This window comes from Arthrobacter crystallopoietes (genome assembly GCF_017603825.1).
Lineage (GTDB): Bacteria > Actinomycetota > Actinomycetes > Actinomycetales > Micrococcaceae > Crystallibacter > Crystallibacter crystallopoietes_B.
This window is the reverse complement of sequence record NZ_CP072014.1, coordinates 891,211-911,554: the sequence shown is the minus strand read 5'-3', so window position 1 is coordinate 911,554 and position 20,344 is coordinate 891,211. Positions and strand designations below refer to the sequence as shown.

Annotated in this window: 17 protein-coding genes; 7 read left to right on the top strand and 10 right to left on the bottom strand. The window is 62.4% G+C overall.

The genetic code is table 11. From position 1 onward, the window contains the following. Nucleotides 1-1,154: 1,154 nt before the first annotated feature. From J5251_RS04200 to J5251_RS04175, 6 genes are all read right to left on the bottom strand, one after another. The gene (locus tag J5251_RS04200) at nt 1,155-2,342 is read right to left on the bottom strand and encodes an N-acetylmuramoyl-L-alanine amidase (RefSeq protein WP_208575297.1); all 1,188 of its coding nucleotides are present in this window, start codon (nt 2,340-2,342) and stop codon (nt 1,155-1,157) included. A gap of 5 nt (nt 2,343-2,347) precedes the next feature. Beyond that, a complete protein-coding gene (trxA, locus tag J5251_RS04195) occupies nt 2,348-2,674 on the bottom strand; it encodes a thioredoxin (RefSeq protein ID WP_074700288.1) in 327 nt (108 codons plus the stop codon). Between the two features lie 26 nt (nt 2,675-2,700). Further along, nucleotides 2,701-3,684 carry a thioredoxin-disulfide reductase gene (gene trxB / locus J5251_RS04190; RefSeq protein WP_208575296.1) on the bottom strand — a complete coding sequence of 328 codons (984 nt, stop codon included), beginning with the start codon at nt 3,682-3,684 and terminating at the stop codon, nt 2,701-2,703. A gap of 145 nt (nt 3,685-3,829) precedes the next feature. Continuing rightward, complete coding sequence (locus J5251_RS04185; RefSeq protein WP_208575295.1) at nt 3,830-5,503, bottom strand: ABC transporter substrate-binding protein; 1,674 nt, start codon at nt 5,501-5,503, stop codon at nt 3,830-3,832. Between the two features lie 90 nt (nt 5,504-5,593). Then, nucleotides 5,594-7,261, bottom strand: coding sequence for a murein biosynthesis integral membrane protein MurJ (gene murJ, locus J5251_RS04180; protein ID WP_208575294.1), 1,668 nt, complete (start codon nt 7,259-7,261; stop codon nt 5,594-5,596). 199 nt (nt 7,262-7,460) lie between these two features. Next, nucleotides 7,461-7,985 carry an NUDIX hydrolase gene (locus tag J5251_RS04175; RefSeq protein ID WP_139006361.1) on the bottom strand — a complete coding sequence of 175 codons (525 nt, stop codon included), beginning with the start codon at nt 7,983-7,985 and terminating at the stop codon, nt 7,461-7,463. 101 nt (nt 7,986-8,086) lie between these two features. Between J5251_RS04175 and J5251_RS04170 the strand changes: the two genes are divergently transcribed. Both J5251_RS04170 and J5251_RS04165 read left to right on the top strand, forming a co-directional pair. Next, nucleotides 8,087-9,589, top strand: a complete 1,503-nt coding sequence (locus J5251_RS04170; protein WP_208575293.1) for a CCA tRNA nucleotidyltransferase — start codon at nt 8,087-8,089, stop codon at nt 9,587-9,589. Continuing rightward, entirely contained in the window at nt 9,586-10,224 is a 639-nt protein-coding gene (locus tag J5251_RS04165) for a histidine phosphatase family protein (protein WP_208575292.1), read from the top strand. The genes J5251_RS04170 and J5251_RS04165 overlap by 4 nt, the downstream gene beginning before the upstream one ends. Here J5251_RS04165 and J5251_RS04160 read toward each other — a convergent pair. Next, nucleotides 10,205-11,428, bottom strand: coding sequence for a DUF418 domain-containing protein (locus J5251_RS04160; RefSeq protein ID WP_208575291.1), 1,224 nt, complete (start codon nt 11,426-11,428; stop codon nt 10,205-10,207). The genes J5251_RS04165 and J5251_RS04160 overlap by 20 nt on opposite strands. 670 nt (nt 11,429-12,098) lie before the next feature. Here J5251_RS04160 and J5251_RS04155 point away from each other — a divergent pair. Then, nucleotides 12,099-12,527 (top strand): hypothetical protein, encoded by a 429-nt coding sequence (locus tag J5251_RS04155; protein ID WP_208575290.1) that lies wholly within the window; start codon nt 12,099-12,101, stop codon nt 12,525-12,527. Nucleotides 12,528-12,679: 152 nt separating this feature from the next. Here the strand turns inward: J5251_RS04155 and katG are convergent, their stop codons facing one another. Next, the gene (gene katG / locus J5251_RS04150; protein ID WP_208575289.1) at nt 12,680-14,971 is read right to left on the bottom strand and encodes a catalase/peroxidase HPI; all 2,292 of its coding nucleotides are present in this window, start codon (nt 14,969-14,971) and stop codon (nt 12,680-12,682) included. Nucleotides 14,972-15,522: 551 nt separating this feature from the next. Here katG and J5251_RS04145 point away from each other — a divergent pair. Next, nucleotides 15,523-16,545 carry an LLM class flavin-dependent oxidoreductase gene (locus J5251_RS04145; RefSeq protein ID WP_208575288.1) on the top strand — a complete coding sequence of 341 codons (1,023 nt, stop codon included), beginning with the start codon at nt 15,523-15,525 and terminating at the stop codon, nt 16,543-16,545. A 629-nt stretch (nt 16,546-17,174) separates the two neighbouring features. Continuing rightward, nucleotides 17,175-17,450, top strand: coding sequence for a DUF1540 domain-containing protein (locus tag J5251_RS04140; RefSeq protein WP_139006355.1), 276 nt, complete (start codon nt 17,175-17,177; stop codon nt 17,448-17,450). 60 nt (nt 17,451-17,510) lie between these two features. On the opposite strand, the gene J5251_RS04135 is transcribed toward J5251_RS04140, so the two are convergent. Further along, nucleotides 17,511-18,356 carry a hypothetical protein gene (locus J5251_RS04135; protein WP_139006354.1) on the bottom strand — a complete coding sequence of 282 codons (846 nt, stop codon included), beginning with the start codon at nt 18,354-18,356 and terminating at the stop codon, nt 17,511-17,513. Nucleotides 18,357-18,735: 379 nt separating this feature from the next. Between J5251_RS04135 and J5251_RS04130 the strand changes: the two genes are divergently transcribed. Together J5251_RS04130 and J5251_RS04125 are read left to right on the top strand one after the other, a co-directional pair. After that, nucleotides 18,736-18,966, top strand: a complete 231-nt coding sequence (locus tag J5251_RS04130) for a hypothetical protein (protein ID WP_074700313.1) — start codon at nt 18,736-18,738, stop codon at nt 18,964-18,966. Nucleotides 18,967-19,019: 53 nt separating this feature from the next. Beyond that, nucleotides 19,020-19,433: a VOC family protein gene (locus J5251_RS04125; protein WP_074700314.1), complete on the top strand. Its 414-nt coding sequence runs from the start codon at nt 19,020-19,022 to the stop codon at nt 19,431-19,433. Nucleotides 19,434-19,745: 312 nt separating this feature from the next. Here J5251_RS04125 and J5251_RS04120 read toward each other — a convergent pair whose 3' ends face one another. After that, nucleotides 19,746-20,171 (bottom strand): pyridoxamine 5'-phosphate oxidase family protein, encoded by a 426-nt coding sequence (locus J5251_RS04120; protein WP_074700315.1) that lies wholly within the window; start codon nt 20,169-20,171, stop codon nt 19,746-19,748. Nucleotides 20,172-20,344: the final 173 nt, after the last annotated feature.

Below are 20,344 nucleotides of genomic sequence, written 5' to 3'. Positions count from 1 at the left end.
GTCGGCGTCTTGACGGGCGGTTCAAATTGAATCCCGTTCAGGGGCATTTTGCACCTGAGCGAAGCTGCCGCGAGGTGTCCTGCAGGCTGCTAGCTAATCGATCTGGACGGGTGGGCGTATCGGCCACCAATGTTGCTGGGCACCGCCGGCCATCATCGCTCAGTGAGGAGCCTGCACCATATATATGTGGTGTTGAGTGGACAGGGGAAGAACATCCACGGCCGATACGGCTGCGCTAGACCAGTCCGATGGAATTTCCACATGTCAGGCCTCCTGTCGATGATATGAGATTTCAGCGGGTCAGTGCCGTTTCACGTGGAACCTCGAGGAACTGCGGGCATACGCCACTTCCGGTCCTCGCAGTTTGTCGAGATGCGGGGCAGCCGTTGATGACAAGACTTGCTACCAGCAACACAATCTCGGCTTGCGCAGTGTCGGTGTCTTCCTCACCTGGAGCAGCGACGCGCATCTTGGGAGCAAACTCTTCCCACCCGCGGCGAGCCGCGATCACCAACATACTGACAACCATCAGCGTGAGCTACTCGGAAGCCGGTGGATCGACCTCTTTCGGATCTCGTTGTCTGGCATGATCCTGGATAGGCGGGTCCACCGCGTCTCAACGATCGGCCTTGGATGGATCGATATGTGTAGCCGGAGCAGCCAGGAGCCGGGAGCCGCCAGCTGTCGCGGGAAATAGTCGGAGGCAACGGTTATGGCTATGACGAGTCCTACAGGACTCAAATACACTTCCCCTACCCTGAAGCGCCGAGGATTGCGGAACATTCAGTCTGTCGCGGCCTGCTCCTGATTGGGACGCATCAAACGCTCGAATTTCAGACATGCTGCATGCCTTCCCGTGCCCCTAGGGGTGGTGAACTTCGATCGGATGCCCCGATAATGCGAGCACTCATCCTTAGTAGTGGAAGCAGCGCGCGTGTCAGGAGTGTCGCATTTGGTTTGTGCCCCGCCGGTATCCCATCCAAGATGAGCCTTCTCCTCTACTGGCGGTAGTCAGAGACGCGGAGGGCAACCGATAGCGGCAAGCGAGAGCTCAGGTTTGGATCGACGGCATGATGCTGGAAACCCACTCAATGTCCCCGGGGAAAGGCCCATGGCCGCAACTGGCAAGGCAACGATTCACGTGAAACTCTGGTTCAACGCTCAGGGTTGAAACGCCGCACGTCATCGAGTGCCAAGGTACCTGTCGGTTCGTCATCCTCTTCCAGCAAGTAAAGCCGCTGGATAGCTATAACGATGGCATCAGCCAGTACCTGACGGAAGACAGGGTCTGCCAGTCTGCCGGCTTCGTCAGGATTACTGAGATAACCGATATCGAGTTGGATTGACGGGATGCTTGTCAGTCGCAAGATGTCCCAACTGCGTCCGTGGATCCCCAGGTCGGTTGCCGTAGTCCGGGCAAGAACTTCCTTCAGGACTAATTCAGCGGCCCGGTGACCGATTGGAGAACGAATTTCTCCTGTTTCCGGTTTGCCCCAATAAAAGGCAGAGACACCATTGGCCAGTGGTTGATCCAGCGAATCGCAGTTGATTGAGATGCTCAAACTAGGAGACACCTTACGAATCAACTGGACACGGTTGTCCGCAGCCTTCTCGTCCCCAGCAGCCACCACAGTTACTTCTGCCCCGAGGCCGGACAGGATGCTCTCAACGCGGCGCATCACATCGGATGCGACCAGCTTCTCAGTCAAAGGGCGTCCGCTTGCCTTGTCGGTTACGGAAGATTGGAAGGAGGTTCCATGACCGGCGGTCAAACAAACGACGCGGCCCTTGAGCGCTGCGGAAGCCTGGTTCAGCCGTTCATAGTCCCTGAGCGAGAAGGCATGACTCGGACTAATGCTGCGGTTCACGCGTGCCATCGCTCCGATGAGGGGGGCATCCGCGACGCCGGTAGGTTCAAGACCGAGGTTCTGCTGGAGTTCCCGCACGGCGAGATGAGTACGTTCGCCGAACTCGCCGTCTATGTGGCCGTAATAAAACCCGAGATAGGACAACTGGCGTTGGAGCTCCGATACATCATCTCCCCGCGTGTGGTCGATACCGTGTTGCCAGAACATAGGCCTGTCGCCCAGGTTGTACTGTGCTTCGCCCAGCGCCCTTAGTGTTTCTGGACCTGCCACGCCATCCACCATGAGTCCACGGTTCTGCTGGAACGTGCGGACGGCAGCATCAACATGGTCGTCGAAAACCGTCGGATCGTTAACCTGATCCGGTGCCAGATACGCCATGGAAATGCCGGCGCGCAGCAGCCTTTCTCTTAGGGCCACCACGCGCCGGCTAGTATCCGAACGGCGCAGACTCTGGTCTGCAGCGTCGTTATCCATAATTTCTAGCCGAGGAACTCAGCAAATTCCTTCTCGATAACCTGCTTCGGCTTGGCGCCGATTGACGTGGCGGCCACCTTGCCGTCCTTGAAGACATAGACAGCGGGGATGGACGTAATGCCGTACTGAGCGGCGGTCGCAGGGTTGTCATCCACATTCAGCTTGACGACCTCGACCTTGCCGGCGTGTTCCGCTGCAATATCGTCCAGAATGGGCGTCAGCATACGGCAGGGGCCGCACCATTCGGCCCAGAAGTCGACGATGACGGGCTTGTCGGACTTCAGGACGTCAGCGTCGAAGCTGGCATCCGTGACATCTTTAGCGTTGCTCATAATAATTCTCCTTCTGAACAGTTGGGTTAGACGGTGGCCGGCTCGGCTACCGGAATTTCGGCATCCTCAAGGGAAGCGAGGTAGTGCTCGACATCGATGGCTGCAACGCAGCCGGAGCCGGAAGCGGTGATGGCTTGACGGTAGGTCGGGTCAATGACGTCGCCGGCCGCGAAGACGCCTGCGAGAGACGTCCGGGAAGACCGACCGTCAACGGCGATGGTGCCTTCGGACGTCAGGTCCAGTTTGCCCTTGACGAGTTCCACGCGGGGATCATTGCCGATGGCCACGAACACACCGGTCACGGGCAGCACGCTCTCGCTCCCGTCAACAGTGTCTGTCAACCTGAGTGCAGTTACCTTGTCGGTACCATCGATGCCGGTGACTGCAGAGTTCCACTGGAACTTGATCTTCTCGTGGTTCAGCGCCCGGTCCTGCATGATCTTCGAGGCACGAAGGCTGTCCCGGCGATGGACGACCGTGACCGACTTAGCGAACTTGGTCAGGAAGAGCGCTTCCTCCATGGCTGAGTCCCCACCGCCAACGACGGCGATGTCCTGGTCCTTGAAGAAGAAGCCGTCGCAGGTTGCGCACCAGCTGATCCCACGGCCCGCAAGCCGCTTTTCATCTTCCAGGCCCAGCTCGCGGTAGGCGGAGCCGGTGGAGATGATGACGGACTTCGCTGTGAATGTCTCGCCCGTGCCGATAGTGACCTTCTTGATGGGGCCATCGAGTTCCAGTTCGGTGACGTCCTCAAACAGGATTTCCGTGCCGAAGCGCTCGGCCTGCTTTTGGAAGGTGTCCATGAGATCCGGCCCCATGATGCCTTCGGGGAAGCCTGGGTAGTTTTCGACGTCGGTAGTGTTCATGAGTTCACCGCCGGCCTGTACGGAACTGGCGATCAGCAGCGGCTTCAGGTTGGCACGCGCCGTGTAGACAGCTGCCGTGTAACCGGCAGGGCCGGAGCCGACGATGATGACGTCCCGCACGGACGTGGTGGTATCTGTGCTCACTGCTTGTGAACCTCTTCCTGTTTTTACGGTGTCATGCCCGGATAGCGGCCGGTCCTGACCGGGTCTAGCCAACTGTCACAACGAGCGAAGTGCCAAGCTTATTCCGTGCTGGACGCCGCGGGGCACCTGGCACGGCTGGAGGCCATCACGAAACTTCGATCTCCGCCATACGAATACCAAAAGGCGGACCGCCCTGGGGATTGGAAAGCCTGGGCAATTGGGTGAAGTTGATGATGACGTACTCTGCCTTCGGCGCGGCGCCTTCATCTTCCGGAACGGGGATAGTGGCCTTCTGGGCGGTGAAGCTGCCTTGGGCGACCTGCCGGGCACCCTCCAGCGTCGGAGAATCGTTAAGCATCACCGAGAAGTTGCCGCCGCTGCCACTGAGCTGGGTCAGCTCGATGGTGCTGATGCTCGAGGACTCCTCGAGTTCGACAACCAGGGCCATGTTGGAGGCATAACCGCCGAACTGGTCCGACTGGTACTGGAAACTGGTCCAGTACGTCGCAGGGTTGCCGTCTATGGCCTCCGGCAGACTGCCGTCGTTTTCCGCGTCGAGACTGGGCATATCGGGCACTAGCCGTTCCAGGCCGGCAATTGCGGGCTCCACTACGGCATCTTCGGCGGGATCGCTCTCTGCTGCCTTCGTTTCACCCGGATTGGCCGGCGCGGAATTGTTCTCTTCGGTATTCTCGCCTGCAACGGGGCCGCCGCGGAACAGATTCAGCTGGTTGACCGCAATGACGACGGCGATAATCAGCAGGACGGCAAGCAAGCCGCCGATCAGCAGCCGCGAGGTTTTCGGGCTGTTGTTCTCGTCGTCGTCATATTCGTCGTATTCGTAGTCTTCTTCGCGCGACCTCGAATTGCCGCGGGCTCCAGCGGGGAACATCGAAGCAGAGCGGACATACTCGTCTTTCTCTGAACGGGCATTGTGCGCCGGCGGGGCCGGTGCGGCAGGTTCGGCGGCGGGCTGATAGGAGGTTTGCGGCCGGTCCTCGTAGTAATCGTTGACCGACCAAAGGCTGACCTTGGGGGCTTCACCATTTTCGCGGTGTTCCGTTCGCGGCTGGTCCACCGGTGCGGTAACCGGATGGTTGTTGTCGTCGAAGAACTGCGGCGGCGACTGGGGCGGCGGGGGGACGCTGCCTGCACGCGCGGAGCTGTCTGCCTGGGGACGCCCGAAGTGCGTTGTGCGGTCATCGACCGTACCGGTTCCCGAGTGACCAGCTGCAGCGGCGCCGGCTGCCGCGCCTGCGGCTCCGGCCGCCGTACCGGCACCCGGGCGACGGCCGAACAAAGGCTTGGCGCCGCCGTCGTTGTTTGAACGGCCGAGTTTGGGCAGGTCCAGCTTGTTCAGGCGTTCCCGGAGGCTAGTGCGCGGCTCGTCGTCGTACTCTTCCTCGTAGTAGTCATCCTCGTCATAGGGCTCCGGCTCGCGCGAGCGGGCTTGGCCGAAGATCTCCGAGCCGAGGGTGTCCGTAAAGAACGGCTCGACGTAGGGAGCGGCATCCTGCTGGATGACCAGGTCCAGGAGGTCCGCCGCCTCGGCCTGGTTGGTGATGAGGTACGTGTAGCCGTCCGTGATGCCCAGGTCCAGGACCTGCACGCTGCCGGCACGCTCGCCCGTGGCGATCTCGCGGGCGCTCATGGCCGCCTGGCTGGCATTCTCCGGCGCGGCGACGAGGATGCTGACCGGACGGTTGAGGACCTGGTCCACGCCGTTGAGCACCAGGTCCTGTTCGGCGGACGCGAGAATCTGCGCGGTGACCTTGTAGCGGCCGCCGAGCAAGGTCCCCACATCTACTGGTTGCGGCACGTGTTCCTCCAGGCGGAATAGTTGGGCGTTTGGGCGCCCTGGACGTTTGGTTACATGCTACCGGGTGGTACCGGGTGGCTTGCGGTTCTGTTAACCGCGCCCCGGTAGCCTGCTCAGGATTGGTTGCAGGAAATCGTGGAGTTCGGCCACCCGCAGGGCCTTGAGCAGGAGCAGGTACGCCAGCGCCATGACGATGCCGCAGACGGCGATGGTCACGATGGCGCTGAAGATCGAAACCATGGCGAAACCGCCGACCTGGTAACCGCCGAACAGCCACAGCGCGGCTGCGCCGGCGAGACTGGCGCCGAGGGCCGCGTAACCGATCCGGATGTAGCTCTCGGCTACCTGGCCGGCGCCGTAATCGCCCACCCGCCGGACCGTGAAGAAGTGCGCCAGCAGCGCCGACAGGATATGGAAGACGGCGAAAAGCACCGCAAGGCCGAACACGATCTCGGTGGCGGGCATCAGCTGTGCCATGACCAGCGCGATGACCACGCAGGTGCCGGACAGGATGGACTGCATGACCAGCGGCGTCTTCGCGTCCTCTTCGGCGTAGAACACGCGGCCGAGGAAGAAGTAGATGCTCATGAACGGCATCGCGGCCCCGAGGACGGCCAGCAGCTGGCCCATCGCGGCGGCCGAAGCGGGGGCGGTTGGGCCCGAGCCCGCGAACAGTCGTGCCAGCGGTCCGGCCAGCACCACCATCACGGCGGCGCCGAACATGGTGGCAACGCCGATGCTCCGCAGGCCCGAGTTCACGGTCTGCCGGACTTCGTCCAGCTGCCCGTGGGCCTGGGATCGCGAGAGCTGGTTGAACAGCACCGTGGCGATTGAAAGTACGACGACGGAGTGCGGCAGCATCGCGATCAGGGTCGCGGTATTAAGGGCGTACTCGCCGGCAACCCCGGCCCCCGAGCCCTCGACTTCCTGACGCCCGGCCGTGGCGCTGGAGGCGATGGTGCCGTACAGCAGGTACGCGGAGTTGCCCACGACCATGGTGCCCAGCGTCCAGCCGGCCACCTTGCCCGCGCGCCCAAGGCCGATGCCGCGCCAGCCGAACTTCAGCTTCAGTCCGAGCCCCAACCGGCTGAGCGGCCAGAGCAGCACCAGGCCCTGCAGGATGATGCCCAGCGTGGTGCCACCTGCCAGCAGCAGGGTCTGCTGGGAAGTCCAGGCTTCAGGGCTGTCGGTGGCGCGGGAGAAGGACCCGAACAGCACAATGTAGAGAACCAGCACAGTGATGGCGACGACGTTGTTCACCACTGGCGCCCACATGTACCAGCCGAAGCGGCTCTTGGCGTTGAGGACCTGGCCGACCACGGCGTAGAGCCCGTAGAAGAAGATCTGCGGCAGGCACCAGAGCGCGAAGATGGTGCCCAGCTCGAGCATGCCCTGCGTCCAGTCCCGCGTCAGCAGGCGGATGATCGGCCCGGCAAGCGCCGTCACGACCAGCGTGATGGCGGCCAGCACCAGCAGCGTCAGGGACAACAGGCGCGAGATGTAGTCGGCCCCGCCGTCGTCGTTGTTTTTGCTGGCCTTGATAATCTGCGGAACCAGCACCACATTGAACACCCCGCCGGCCAGCAGCAGGTAGATGATGTTCGGGATGGTGTTCGCTTTTTCGAAGATGTCGCCCATGGTGGTGTTGGCACCGATGGCGACGGCGAGCAGCGACGTACGCACGAACCCGAGGACGCGCGAGACCAAGGTCCCGGCGGCCATGACGGCGCTGGCGCGCGCTGTGCTTTGTGTTTCCATGTCAGACATCGCTGTCTATCGTCTCACTTGGCGGGGCAGGATCTGTTCAGCGAACGTCCAGCAACGCGGCCCTCTGGCGTCACGCGGAAACAATCGAAGTGTGATCGGGCAGCCATCGCACCGTCACCGGGCAGCCATCGCAGTGTGATTGGCCGGTCATCGGCGTGTCACCGAGCAGTTACCGCGACGTGCGTATCGCTCAGAGGTACTCGGGCAGCACTTCGCGCGCCAGGTCCACGATCCGGCGCTCATTCGGGAAGGACAGCTTCCGGCCCAAGTCCGCCAGCGGGATCCACGCGACGTCCACGGCCTCGTGGTCCGGATCGTTCTCGATGGTCAGCTCGCCGCCGGTGGCCTTGAGCAGGAAGTGGTGGACTGTTTTGTGCACGCGGTGGCCGCTGACCGTGAACCAGTAGTCGATGCTGCCGAGCGTGGCCAGCACGTCGCCCTGGATGCCGGTTTCTTCCTCGATCTCGCGGATCGCTGCCTCGGCGTTTGTCTCTTCGCCTTCGGGGTGGCCCTTGGGCAGGCACCACTCGAGCCGGCCGCCGCGGTTGAAGCGGGCAATGATGGCAACGCGGAATTCCTTGGTGGAAGTGTCCACCACGACTCCGCCGGCTGAAACTTCCTCCACGGTGGGCAGGGAATGGTGTCCGGGCGCGGCACTGCCCACTGACGCTGTCAGTGGAGTGCGCTTCGGAGCGCTCGGGACCGGATGTGCCATGCAGTCCACTCTAACGATTTTTAATCGAGTGCTGTGCTCGTAGGACATGGCGCGGAGATTGTTAAACATCGCCCGCGTGTTTCTGGCACCCTTAAATCACTATGGTTCACCTTTTTGGCTCGGCAAGTAATCCCGAGACGTCCGCTCTGCCGTTGCCCGAAGTTGTTGTCGAACTGGGTCAGCTTTTCGTTGACGCCGGGCACGAGCTCTCCCTGGTGGGCGGGCCGGTGCGGGATCTTTTTCTGGGCCGCGTGTCGCCGGACCTGGACTTCACCACCGATGCGGATCCGGACGCCACCATCGCCGTCATCCGCAAGTGGTGCGACAACTTCTGGGAAATCGGCCGGGCCTTCGGCACTATCGGCCTGCGCAAGGGCGAGCACACCATCGAGATCACCACGTACCGCGCCGAGGCGTACGATCCTGATTCCCGCAAACCGGTGGTTGCCTTCGGCAAGTCGCTCGAGGACGATCTTTTCCGCCGTGACTTCACCATGAACGCCATGGCGCTGCGCCTGCCGTCGCTGGAACTGGTCGATCCCTACGGCGGCGTCAAGGATCTGCACGCAGGGGTGGTGCGCACGCCCGGTGAGCCCTCGGCGTCGTTCACCGATGATCCGCTGCGCATGATGCGCGCGGCCCGCTTCGCCTCCCAGCTCAACGTCACGGTCGCGGACGAGGTGGCCGCGGCGATGACGGACATGGCTGAGCGGATCGAGATCATTTCGGCAGAACGGGTGCGCGACGAGCTGACCAAGCTGATCAACGGCAAGGACCCGCGGACCGGCATCGATCTGCTCGTGGATACCGGGCTGGCCGACTATGTGCTGCCCGAGGTTTCGGCGCTGAAGCTGGAGATCGACGAGCACCACCGGCACAAGGACGTCTACCAGCACTCGCTGACCGTGTTGTCGCAGGCGTGCGAACTGGAAACCGACGACGACGGCGCGGTGCCGGCCCCGGACTTCGTCCTGCGGTTTGCTGCCCTCATGCACGACGTCGGCAAACCGGCTACGCGCCGGTTCGAACCTTCGGGCGCGGTCAGTTTCCGCCACCACGAAGTAGTCGGCGCCAAGCTGGTGGCCAAGCGGATGAAGAAGCTGCGCTTCGACAACGACACAATCAAGGCCGTGGCGCGCCTGGTGGAACTGCATATGCGCTTCTATGGTTACGGCGAGGCCGGCTGGACCGATTCGGCCGTGCGCCGCTACGTCAACGATGCCGGCCCCCTGCTGGAACGGCTGCACCGGCTGACCCGGTCGGATGTCACCACCCGGAACCGCCGCAAGGCGGAGCGGCTGGCGTTCGCCTACGACGATCTGGAACAGCGCATTGCGAACCTGCAGGAACAGGAACAAATGAATGCCGTCCGCCCGGACCTGGATGGGCAGCAGATCATGGCCTTGCTGGGGATCAGGCCTGGCCCGGTGGTTGGCCGCGCCTATAAGTTCCTGCTGGAGGAGCGGCTGGAGAATGGACCGCAGGAGCGGGAGATTGCGGAACAGAAGTTACGGAGCTGGTGGGCGGAGCAGCCCGAGGCTGCCGGCGACAGTACCAAAACTCCTGATACCACTGATGCTGCTTCCTCTAAGGGTCTGTCATGACCGAAGCTGCTGATGCCCATGACTTCCCTAAACTGTGGCTGGTGCGCCACGGTGAGACCGAATGGTCCAAAAACCATCGGTACACGGGACTGACGGACCTGGAACTGACTGACAATGGCGTACAGCAGGCCGTCGCCGCGGGACGCAAATTGTCAGGCATCATCTTTTCTTCAGTACTGACATCACCTTTGAAGCGGGCCCAAAGGACCGCCGAGCTGGCTGGCTTCCCCGACGCCGAGGTGGTCCCGTATGCCCATGAGTGGGACTACGGCGACTATGAAGGCCAGCGCAGCGTCGACATCCGCAAGAAGGATCCTTCCTACCTGATCTGGACGCACGGAGTGGTGCGCGGGGAGACATTGCAGCAGGTTTCGGACCGGGCCGACCACGTCATAGCCAAAGTACTGGACACTCCTGATGCTGCCCCGTTTTCCGGTAGTGGACCTGCTCCCGCGGCACCTTTGACGCAAAGGAACGTGCTGCTAGTGGCACACGGACATTTCCTACGGGTCCTCGCGGCACGCTGGCTCCAACTGGAGCCGATCGAGGGCCGGCGCTTTGTCCTGGAGACGGCCGCAGTGTGCAATCTTGGTTGGGACAAGAAGACGCCCGCGGTTACCGGCTGGAATATTTAGGCGCGGAACCCAACGTCGGTTTCCGCCAGTAGGTTGCGCCCCGCAGCAGGGCCTCCATCGGGCCGTAGCGGAACTTCCTGACCCACCAGAAGCTGAGCAACAGCTGCGCCAGGAAGATCAGTGCGGCAATGCCGAGCACGCCGAGCGGCGGCACCTGGTTGGTCAGGGTTAGGCCGAAGCCCGTGAACAGCAGAAGCATCAGGACGGACTGGCCGAGGTAGTTGGAGAGGGCCAACTGTCCCGCTGGCGCCAGCGCGTTGCGCAGCGCATGGCCCGGCCGGGTGCGGAACAGCAGGAGCAGCAGACCTACGTAGCCCGCGGTCAGCATAGGTCCGGTCAGGGTTGAGATTCCGAATGCGACCACCTGCAGGCCCATCCCGCCTACGTAATCGACGAGGTACCCCTGCAGCAGTGCCGCAACCAGTCCGATCGGGAGGGCAATGCCGACCAGCATCATCAGAGTACGGCGCGAGAGGCCCCGCTCAATGACCCGGTTCTTGGCACATGACAGGCCGGCGTAGAACGCACCGAGCGCTATCGGGCCCTGCAGGAACAGGGCGTCGATCATCGTCATCGGGTATAGCGAGATGTTGTGGGCCAGGACCGTTACCGGGCTTCCGGCGAGGTCGAACGCCGGTGGCACCGTTTGGAGGTCGGACTCGCCGAGTGTCGGCTCCATCGCTGCCGTCAGCAGCCCCAGCAGCAGAATGACCAGACCCATGGTTCCGACGAGGACGCCGGCTGTAACAGCGGCGGCCCGGGCGGAGATCATGCGGGTGCCCAGCAGGACGAGGCCGACGAGTCCGTACGTCAACAGGATGTCACCGTGGAACAGGAACAGCCCGTGGAAGAGGCCGATGATCACAAGGCCGGCAGCACGGCGCAACGTGCGGGGTACCTCGGACTGTCCGGCGGATGCCGCGGAAGCCCACTGGAGGACAAAGCTGTAACCGAAGAGGAAAGAGAACAGGATGTAAAACTTCGCTTCGAAGAAAACACTGACTGCAAATCTCATCGCCACATCCTGGGCAGACTGGAAATCGGGATTGGAATTGCCCGTCATGACATAAGGATCCGCAAAGAACCAGATATTGACGCAGAGAATGCCCAGCAGTGCGAAGGCTCTCAGGGCATCCAGTTCAATGACACGTGAGGAAGCAAGCCGGGCATCCGGAGCGGCGTCGTGGGGGACTGCATTGTTCATCCTAATTCCTGCTCCATCGGTAAGACATGGCCAGTCCATTAAGCTGACGTCAGTCTATTAATGTGTTCGACGGCGCCGGTCCATCTTGCGACGTATTTTCTTGCCACGGCCCCTCTTGCCACTGGCGCCCTGGCCGACAGCCGCCGTCGTCATCGGTCGGCGTGTCGAAGGAAACACGCCGCGGAAGAAGAAGTTTCTCAAGAAAGTTCCCAAACTCGCTGGTCAAAGCAGAAGCTTCGTGGGTATGTTAAATGAGTCCGATTGATCTTTCTCAATCCGGTTTTACTTCGGGCATTGTCTCTACTGGCGCACTAGATGAAAGGGAGGTGGGTTCCGTGAATATTTTCAAGACGCCCGGCGGCGTATTTACCGCCAAAGTCCGCCCCGCCTCCGCCATTTCTGCGCACTAGATTTCAGTTTCTTGGGCCGGTTTCTGTCTTAAACCGCCTTCCCTAAGAACCACCGCATTTCTACCGCTCCTTCGAGCGGAGGCCTCACGTCAGTCGTTGAGGACCTTCGCCATGAGCATCTTTCGCAGTAAATGTCGCACGGGCAGGGCCCGCTGCTTTCTGCATCCCCAAAACGCTTGGCCGCCAGGACGCGCAGCAGGATCACAAGTCCCTTCGCGCAGTGAGTCCATGTCGAACACCCACCGAAAGAGGAAGCACTCATGAAACCGCTGGATTCAGCTGTTTTACCGGCTCCGGAAAGGTCACTCCGGCCGCCTGAACAAAAGCAGGAATCGGCAGAACCGCAGGCTGTCTTGTCTGCAGACCCACTGTCAATGTCGCGGGCGGGATCACAACCCGACCAACAAAACGCCGTCCGGGGTGAGCTGATCACCGCCGGCAGCCTACGCGCCCTGGACGGAACCAACGCTCCCGACCCCGCCGTCGACGACGAAGTCACCGCCAGCAAGCCCGCCGACGCCGAAAACGTCATGCCCAACTACTTGGCTCAAAAGGAGGTGAACGCAGTGATCCGAAAGCTACGCCAAGGCGCCTCGCTGTGGAGGCGAATACAGAGCGTGCAGATAGACGAGCAGCGGCTGGAACAAGTCCGTGACCAGATGATGAGCAATCAGCAGCTGATCCGTTGAGAAGCCCGTCAGCATCGTTCCGGCGCTGTTATCGGCGCTTTCGCCTTGAACTGGGTGGGCAACATTATCAAGGGCGGCGCGTTCACGACCGTCTGGATGCCGTGGCGGCAGTACCGGGCCGGCCGCATCTGCAGCCGGCCCGGAGGCCTTGGTCAGTGCAGGTCGAAGCGGTCTAGCTCCATGACCCTCACCCAGGCTGCCACGAAATCGTTGACGAACTTCTCTCTGGCGTCGTCGCCCGCGTAGACCTCGGCCAACGCGCGGAGTTGGGAGTTGGAGCCAAAGACCAGGTCGACCGGTGTGGCGGTCCACTTCACCTCGCCGGTGGCAACGTCGCTGATCTCGTAGACGTTCTCCTCGGCCTCCGACGCCTTCCACCGGGTATCTGGAGAGAGGAGGTTGACGAAGAAGTCGTTGGTCAGGACCTGGGGCCTGTCGGTGAGGACGCCGTGGGCAGTGCCGTCCACGTTGGCGCCGAGGGCGCGCATGCCACCGATGAGCGCTGTCATTTCCGGCGCGGAGAGGTCCAGCAGGTACGCCTTGTCGACCAGAAGGGTCTCCGGCTGGAGTTTCTCGCCCGGACGGATGTAGTTGCGGAATCCGTCCGCCCGCGGCTGCAGGTACTGGATCGACTCGACGTCGGTCTGCTCCTGCGAGGCGTCGGTGCGGCCGGGGCGGAAGGGGACCGTGACGTCGAAGCCGGCGTCGCGGGCTGCCTTCTCCACCGCTGCGCAGCCGCCGAGGACGATCAGGTCTGCCAGCGACACTTTCTTGCCGCCGGTCTGAGTGGAATTGAAATGCTGCTGCACGTCCTCGAGCGACTGCAGGGCGCTGGCCAGCTGATCGGGCTGGTTGAGCTCCCAGCTGCGTTGGGGCTCCAGCCGGACGCGGGCTCCGTTGGCGCCACCTCGTTTGTCGGTCTTGCGGAAGGTGGAGGCCGACGCCCAGGCGGTGCTGACAAGCTGCGGGACGGACAGGGCATCCAGGAGCTGGGCCTTGAGCGAGGAGATGTCCTGCTCGCCGATCAGTTCGTGGTCCACCGTGGGGACAGGGTCCTGCCACAGCTGCGGTTCGGGGACCCATGGTCCGAACATGTGCGGGCCCACCGGACCCATGTCGCGGTGGAGCAGCTTGTACCAGGCCTTCGCGAACACCAGCGCGAACTCGTCCGGGTTCTCCAGGAACCGGCGCCCGATCTTTTCGTAGATCGGGTCGAAGCGCAGCGACAGATCCGTGGTGAGCATCGTGGGCCGGTGCTTCTTCTCCGGGTCGTGGGCGTCCGGGATGATCTCCGGGGCGTCCTTGGCCACCCATTGGTTGGCGCCTGCGGGGCTCTTGACCAGCTCCCACTCGTGCTCGAACAGGATCTCCAGGAAGCGGTTACTCCACTGGGTAGGCCGGTCCGTCCAGGTGACCTCAAGCCCGGAGGTAATCGTGTCGCCACCTTTGCCCGTCCCGTAGGTGCTGAGCCAACCCAAGCCCTGGGTTTCGAGGTTTGCGGCCTCGGGCTCGGGGCCCACGTGTGCGTCAGCCTCGGCTGCGCCGTGGGTCTTGCCGAAGGTGTGGCCACCGGCGATGAGCGCGAAGGTCTCCTCATCGTTCATCGCCATGCGCTTGAAGGTCTCGCGGATAAACGTCGCCGCGAGCTTGGGATCAGGGTTGCCCATGGGACCCTCGGGGTTGACGTAGATCAGGCCCATCTCGGTGGAGCCGACTTCCTCCGACATCTGGCCTTCGCCGATGTAGCGTTCATCGCCCAGCCACGTGTCCTCCGGCCCCCAGAAGATCTCCTCGGGTTCCCACACATCCTCGCGGCCGAAGGCGAATCCGAAGGTCTTGAAGCCCATCGATTCGAGGGCGACGTTGCCTGCGAGGACTAGCAGGTCGGCCCAGGAGAGCTTTTGGCCATACTTCTGTTTCACCGGCCATAGCAGCCGCCGGGCTTTGTCGAGGTTGGCGTTGTCGGGCCAGCTGTTCAGCGGCGCGAACCGCTGGCTGCCGTCCCCCGCGCCACCGCGTCCGTCGTGGACGCGGTAGGTGCCGGCAGCGTGCCAGCTCAGCCGGATCATTAGGCCGCCGTAGTGGCCGAAGTCCGCAGGCCACCAGTCCTGGGAAGTGGTCAGGACCTGGATGATGTCCTGCTTGAGCGCCTCGACGTCGAGCTTTTGGAACTCCTCCCGGTAGCTGAACGCGGGGCCGAGCGGATTGCCTGCCTGGTTATGGGCGTGCAGCACGGAGAGGTCGAGCTGGTTCGGCCACCAGTCCGCGACGGTCCGCGGCCGGTGCGCCTTGGGCTGCGGCGAGTCGATCGCCGGGTTCTCACTCTCGCTGCCATGCGAGGTCACGCTGTCAGGGGCGACCGGGCACCCACCCTCAACCTTGCGGTCCAGGCCCTGGGCGCTTCCCGGGGTGGGGATCGGGGGATGGTCCTGGCGATCGGTCATGGTTCTTCCTTCCATATGGCCGAGGCCGCGGTCGGACTCGGGCAACCGGTCTAACCTTCCCATTTGACCATGAAGGACCGTCGCAGGGGAGGGCCCCTCGGCGAATTGCATGAGGACCTACGCTCCGCACTAACAGATTTCCAAAGCCTGTTGCCCTGGGCAGCATTTACTGGTGAACCGGCGTATGAGGTCGTACGTATTTTAGGCTAGAGCGGAAGTTCATGAGCCACATTTGGTCTATATACGCTCTGGCTGTGATGGCCTACCTGCTCCGGGTGATCGAACCCAACAGCGGGTGGGCAGGACGAATCATCGAGCTCATCGACTCGTTCCCCGAGAGTGATTATGTGACGAGGCAATCTATCGGTGTGCCTGAAAACTGATCGACGATGGACCTCTGGAGCCTTTGATATTTGGCGATCTCCGGGCCCCTTGGTGAGTGAGGATATCTGGGTGGTATCGCCCACGTGGTGGCCCGTGCCCGCGTGAGGGGGAGCGTGGCTGAGGCCCCGCGGGAATAAGAATTGCCCGCAACCACGTTCGTTTCCAGTGTGAAGAACATCGGATTTCTGTCTTTCGGCCACTGGACCGACCACCCGGAGTCCGGCACGCGTACCGCGTCGGATGCACTGTTGCAGGCAATCGACCTCGCGGTCGCGGCCGAGGAGCTGGGGGCGGACGGCGCCTACTTCCGCGTCCACCACTTCGCGCAGCAATACGCGTCCCCGTTCCCTTTGCTCGCTGCGATAGGGGCGCGGACCAGCCGTATCGAGATCGGTACCGGCGTGATCGACATGCGCTACGAAAATCCGCTCTACATGGCGGAGGACGCCGGTGCGGCCGACCTGATCTCGCGTGGCCGACTGCAGCTGGGCATTAGCAGGGGTTCACCCGAGCAGGTGATCGATGGGTGGCGCCACTTCGGCTTCGTCCCGGCCGAGGGCGAGTCGGACGCGGACATGGGCCGCAGGCACACCGAGCGTTTGCTCGAGGTGCTTACTGGCGAGGGTTTCGCGGCGCCGAATCCTCGCCCGATGTTCCCGAACCCTCCGGGCCTGCTGCGCGTGGAGCCGTACGCGGAGGGCCTGCGCGATCGCATCTGGTGGGGTTCCGGCTCGAACGCCACGGCCATCTGGGCTGCGAAGCTCGGCATGAACCTGCAGAGCTCCACGCTCAAGGACGACGAGAGCGGTAAACCGTTCCATGTCCAGCAGGTCGAGCAGATCGAGCTCTACCGGCAGGCCTGGAAGGAAGCCGGGCACGAGCGGGAGCCGCGCGTCTCGGTTAGCCGCAGCATCTTCGCACTGACGGACGAGCGCGACTGGCAATACTTCGGCCGCGACCGCCACAGCTCCGACCAGGTGGGCAACATTGACGAGAAAACACGTGCGGTCTTTGGCCGCTCCTACGCGGGTCCCCCGGACGAGCTGGCCGCGAAGCTGGCCGAGGATGAGGCGATCGCCACGGCAGACACACTGCTGCTCACGATCCCGAACCAGCTCGGCGTCGATTACAACGTCCACGTCATCCAGTCGCTCCTGGAGCATGTGGCGCCGCAGCTCGGCTGGCGCTGACCTCTCGTACTGATCCGCGGTTGATTGTGGCTGTGTCGACGCTCTGACCAGACTTTCCAACTAGGCCGGTAACGGCACTGATATCGGCGCTTGAGTGCCGCTGTCGCTGCTCGTAGGCGGGTCTTTTGGTGACGTTAGCAGGGTTGGATAACCCGCAGCGAGACTGTGCCGGAGAAATTCCTGTTCCGCTCCGAAGCGGCCAAGCGGGCGACCTGGTCCAGGGGAGGGGGTACTACGAGTGGGTGAAAGCCCGACGGGAAAGTAAGACCGACCTGATATTAGATGAATCCGCTGCACGCCTCTGCCAGTTAGTGCGGATTGTTGCCGGGCGGTACCTAGGCCGAGCGGTGCAGGAGGGACTCGACTTGGCCTCGCAGCCTGCCGGCGTCCGCGTCGCCGCCAAACCGGGACCGAATGGATTCAGGCTATCTTTCAGTGCTTGGCCGCATTTTGTCGGCCGTCAGGGTGCCCGACGTATGCGCCGCTATCGGCACATCTCGGACAGAAGGCGACTTGGCGCGACGCTGTCGTCCCTGAACGCAACCCCTTGCGCGCTTCACGGGGCGGACTATTCTTAATTCATCGCCCGGGTACGAGCGCTTGGGCTTGGACTGACAAGGATGAGCACCATGACCACTGCCGTGCGTTCCTGCGCTACCACCGCCTGCTCCTTCAACAACAATGATGGCTGCAACGCTGTGGCCATCACGATCGCCGGGGTCGAGTCCCAGGCCTCCTGTGGCACCTTCGTACAGCTGGATGCCCGCCGGCCCCTTACCGCTGACCCAGGCCGTGTGGGTGCGTGCCATCGTCTGGAATGTTCCTACAACACCGACCTAATGTGCACGGCTGAGGGTATCGAGGTCAGTGACACCGCCACCTGCACCACCTACACGGTCGCCTGACCTGCCGCGCCTCCGTCCGGCGGGCCTGAACTGACGCAGCACGCTGCTGCTTGGTCCTTTTCAGGGCCGCGGTGCAAGGGTACGCCGTGTGGGCAGGGAGTCGAGGAGATGGTGCCAGGCGATGACGCCGTCCTGCGCTGATACGGCATGGGGCGGCGACGGCAGCGGCACCTGAACGACCCACGCCTGATCTCCGGTAAAGCGTGCCACCGTCACACAGTGCTGGTCGACATCCACGCTGTGCGCCGGATCGGTGACAAGGCCCGTGGCCCCGGGCAGGTCGAGCCGCTCCGTCCAACCGGGGAGTTCATCATCCAGCACGGCATCGGCGACGTCGGCCAGGGTCTCCGCGGCGGTAGTCAGGACGGCATCATTCAGGGCATCGGTTGACGGGACAGCGGTGGCGGCTTCGGCCACGATGGCTGCCCCGTAGGCAGTGACGCCGGAGCAGTCATGCAACAGGATCCGCTCGGTGGAGACCACGCCCACCCGCACACGGGGTCCGACGTCGTGGACGAGATCCGCCAGTTGCCCCTGCAGGCCCAGCGCGGCAACTTCCGTCGTATTCCGGCACCAGCGCAGCTTGCCCAGGAGATGCAGGGACGCCAGACGCAGGCCGAGGGTATGGTCGGCGGAGTCCTTGACGATGTCCGCGCGCACCTCGATGTCGTCGGCGCCGTGGAACGTCCCCAGCGAATGGAAGAGGTTGGGGATGTCCGCGATCACCAGCTGTCCGGAGCGGGACACGCCATGGACCGCGGATGAGAGCCTCTCGCCGGCCCGGTACGCCGTAAGCTCAATGGCACCCTCGCCCGCAAGCATGCGGCGCGTCAGCGACCGGGTGTAGTCCGCGCGCAGGTTCGCCTGGAATGCGGATGACGGGGGAGTATACGGGTTCGAACTCATAGGGATCCTTCCGGGACGGTCGCCGTCTAGTAAGGCATACCTAAGCCGATTAAGTAAAGAACATGTGCGCTTATTACGGTTCCAAGGCGGTGTTTTGGCAACCCTGCCGGGAATCAGACATCGAAGAAGGAAGCTGCCCGAAACAGTAGCCTCACTGAACGAGCGCATCGGCATCCGCAACCTCTCGACTGCCATATGCGGCGTTATCGGCGTTCGCGGCCATGGTCTGGGTCAGAGGGGATGCAGTCCGTCGCGTTGTAACTCGCTCCGGCCCATCCGCCGATCCCGCCACCTCGAGGCCTCGACCGTTCCCGGGCATTGTAAAAGGGGGGACCTCGTACCCTTCTGGCTTCGGGCCGAGGGCTGCCATCATGGAGCCATGGTTACCCTTGATCCGGTTTCGCAGGCCCAGGCAAACCTTAAAGAGGCCGAAAAGCAGTTCAAGCATGCGAAGGAGCAGTTCCAGCGGCACCAGATTCCCCAAGAGCGGCTCGACGAATTGGGCAGGCTTCGCGACCTTGCCGCAGACGACCTGCGCCGCACCACGAAGGTGTTCGGTTCTCCGATTCCCGATGACGAGAGGTGGAGCGGAAACTTCAGGCCTGCCTGATACAGGGCCGGTTGGATCTGGCCAAACTGCAGGGGGCGGTCAAGAATGGCCCCATGGAGTACTCGGCGAGGGTTGTTTCATCAGTTCTGTTCGTATCCCAACTTGAGCGGTCAGTGAACTTCTACTGTGACGTGTTCGGTTGCGAGCAGGCCATCCGGGAAGAAGGCGCAGCCCTTCTTCTGGCCTCCGGAGGATTTCAGGTGTACTTGATTGAGCGAGGCACAGGGGCCGCACATCACGTGACGGGCATCGGGCCCCATCTGCTGATGTGGGCGACCGACAGCATGGAGGGGCTGGAGTATTTCGAGAAGCTACTGAAAGAAATGAGCGATCACACCTACACACATTCAGCAGGCGGCGTGACTTTCGTTGAAGCGCGAGACCCGGACGGTATCCGAGTTGTCATCGCTCACCCCGATCCCGAACAATTGCCTCGTTCCATCCTGGACCTGCGCCTCTACCTCTGACTTTCCATCCGCCTGCGCCATCCGGTTACACAACCAAAACAACAGCCATGCCTTGCGGGAGGAAGATCAACGGGCTCAGCCTCTTTCCTCACGCGCTGAACATATGCGCCGTAATCGGCGTTCGCGATCGATCACGGTTCGGGACAATCAGGTTAGATGTATCCATTTTGCGCTGTTAGAGCTGCTAAGCCTTGAGCTTTCTCGTTCACTCGTCGACCAACGGACGGCGAGAGCCTAAGCCGGAGTCCGGCCGGTGGAGAGTGACCAACCCGAAGGGTCCTCCGGCCAGCTATTCTTGCCTGCGGATTTGCCTTAGAACCGCTCGGGCTGATCGCCCAGGATGAAGTGTCGTCCGCTGATGCGTTCCGGCTTCACCTCGATGTAGAAGTCCTTCATTGTGGGAATCCAGGTTTTCAAGCCCAAGCTCTCGGCTTCGGCGATTTCCTCTCCGGACTGCAGGACCCGGGCCGTTCCCTTCACGACGACGCTCCATGCCTCTTCACTGGTGATACCGTCCGTTTCGAACACCACGTTCTCGTTGATGGTGATTTCGGCGAGCTTGGTGCCGGGTGCGCTGCGCATGAGCAGGACCGCATCGTGCACCATGTAATTGATTGGGAAAATATCCGTCTCGCCGGCTGCTGTCAGGACGATCCGGCCATGGCTGGTATTTTTCAGCAACTTCCAGGACTGGTCATCGGTGAGTTCAAGGATCGGGTTGTCGTGTTCGAACATCATGGGTTCATTCTTCAAAGGTTTTTGGCAAATAGGAAGGACAGCGGACGGTCCGGCGGCGGCGGCCAAGCAAACGCCTGGTCTTGACCGGATTTGAGGGTGGTGCTTGCGGCGGTTTCTGGCTCCGATTTCGACCTAGCGCTGTAGGGTCCTTGCCGCCGAGCAGTACAGGCCGT

Coding starts and splice junctions, on each gene's coding strand:
- katG (WP_208575289.1), bottom strand. CDS start 14,971: ATGACCGATCGCCAGGACCATCCCCCGATCCCCACCCCGGGAAGCGCC.
- J5251_RS04130 (WP_074700313.1), top strand. CDS start 18,736: ATGGTTACCCTTGATCCGGTTTCGCAGGCCCAGGCAAACCTTAAAGAG.
- J5251_RS04155 (WP_208575290.1), top strand. CDS start 12,099: ATGAAACCGCTGGATTCAGCTGTTTTACCGGCTCCGGAAAGGTCACTC.
- murJ (WP_208575294.1), bottom strand. CDS start 7,261: ATGGAAACACAAAGCACAGCGCGCGCCAGCGCCGTCATGGCCGCCGGG.
- J5251_RS04125 (WP_074700314.1), top strand. CDS start 19,020: ATGGAGTACTCGGCGAGGGTTGTTTCATCAGTTCTGTTCGTATCCCAA.
- J5251_RS04200 (WP_208575297.1), bottom strand. CDS start 2,342: ATGGATAACGACGCTGCAGACCAGAGTCTGCGCCGTTCGGATACTAGC.
- J5251_RS04170 (WP_208575293.1), top strand. CDS start 8,087: ATGGTTCACCTTTTTGGCTCGGCAAGTAATCCCGAGACGTCCGCTCTG.
- J5251_RS04120 (WP_074700315.1), bottom strand. CDS start 20,171: ATGATGTTCGAACACGACAACCCGATCCTTGAACTCACCGATGACCAG.
- J5251_RS04165 (WP_208575292.1), top strand. CDS start 9,586: ATGACCGAAGCTGCTGATGCCCATGACTTCCCTAAACTGTGGCTGGTG.
- J5251_RS04135 (WP_139006354.1), bottom strand. CDS start 18,356: ATGAGTTCGAACCCGTATACTCCCCCGTCATCCGCATTCCAGGCGAAC.
- J5251_RS04140 (WP_139006355.1), top strand. CDS start 17,175: ATGACCACTGCCGTGCGTTCCTGCGCTACCACCGCCTGCTCCTTCAAC.
- J5251_RS04175 (WP_139006361.1), bottom strand. CDS start 7,985: ATGGCACATCCGGTCCCGAGCGCTCCGAAGCGCACTCCACTGACAGCG.
- trxA (WP_074700288.1), bottom strand. CDS start 2,674: ATGAGCAACGCTAAAGATGTCACGGATGCCAGCTTCGACGCTGACGTC.
- J5251_RS04160 (WP_208575291.1), bottom strand. CDS start 11,428: ATGAACAATGCAGTCCCCCACGACGCCGCTCCGGATGCCCGGCTTGCT.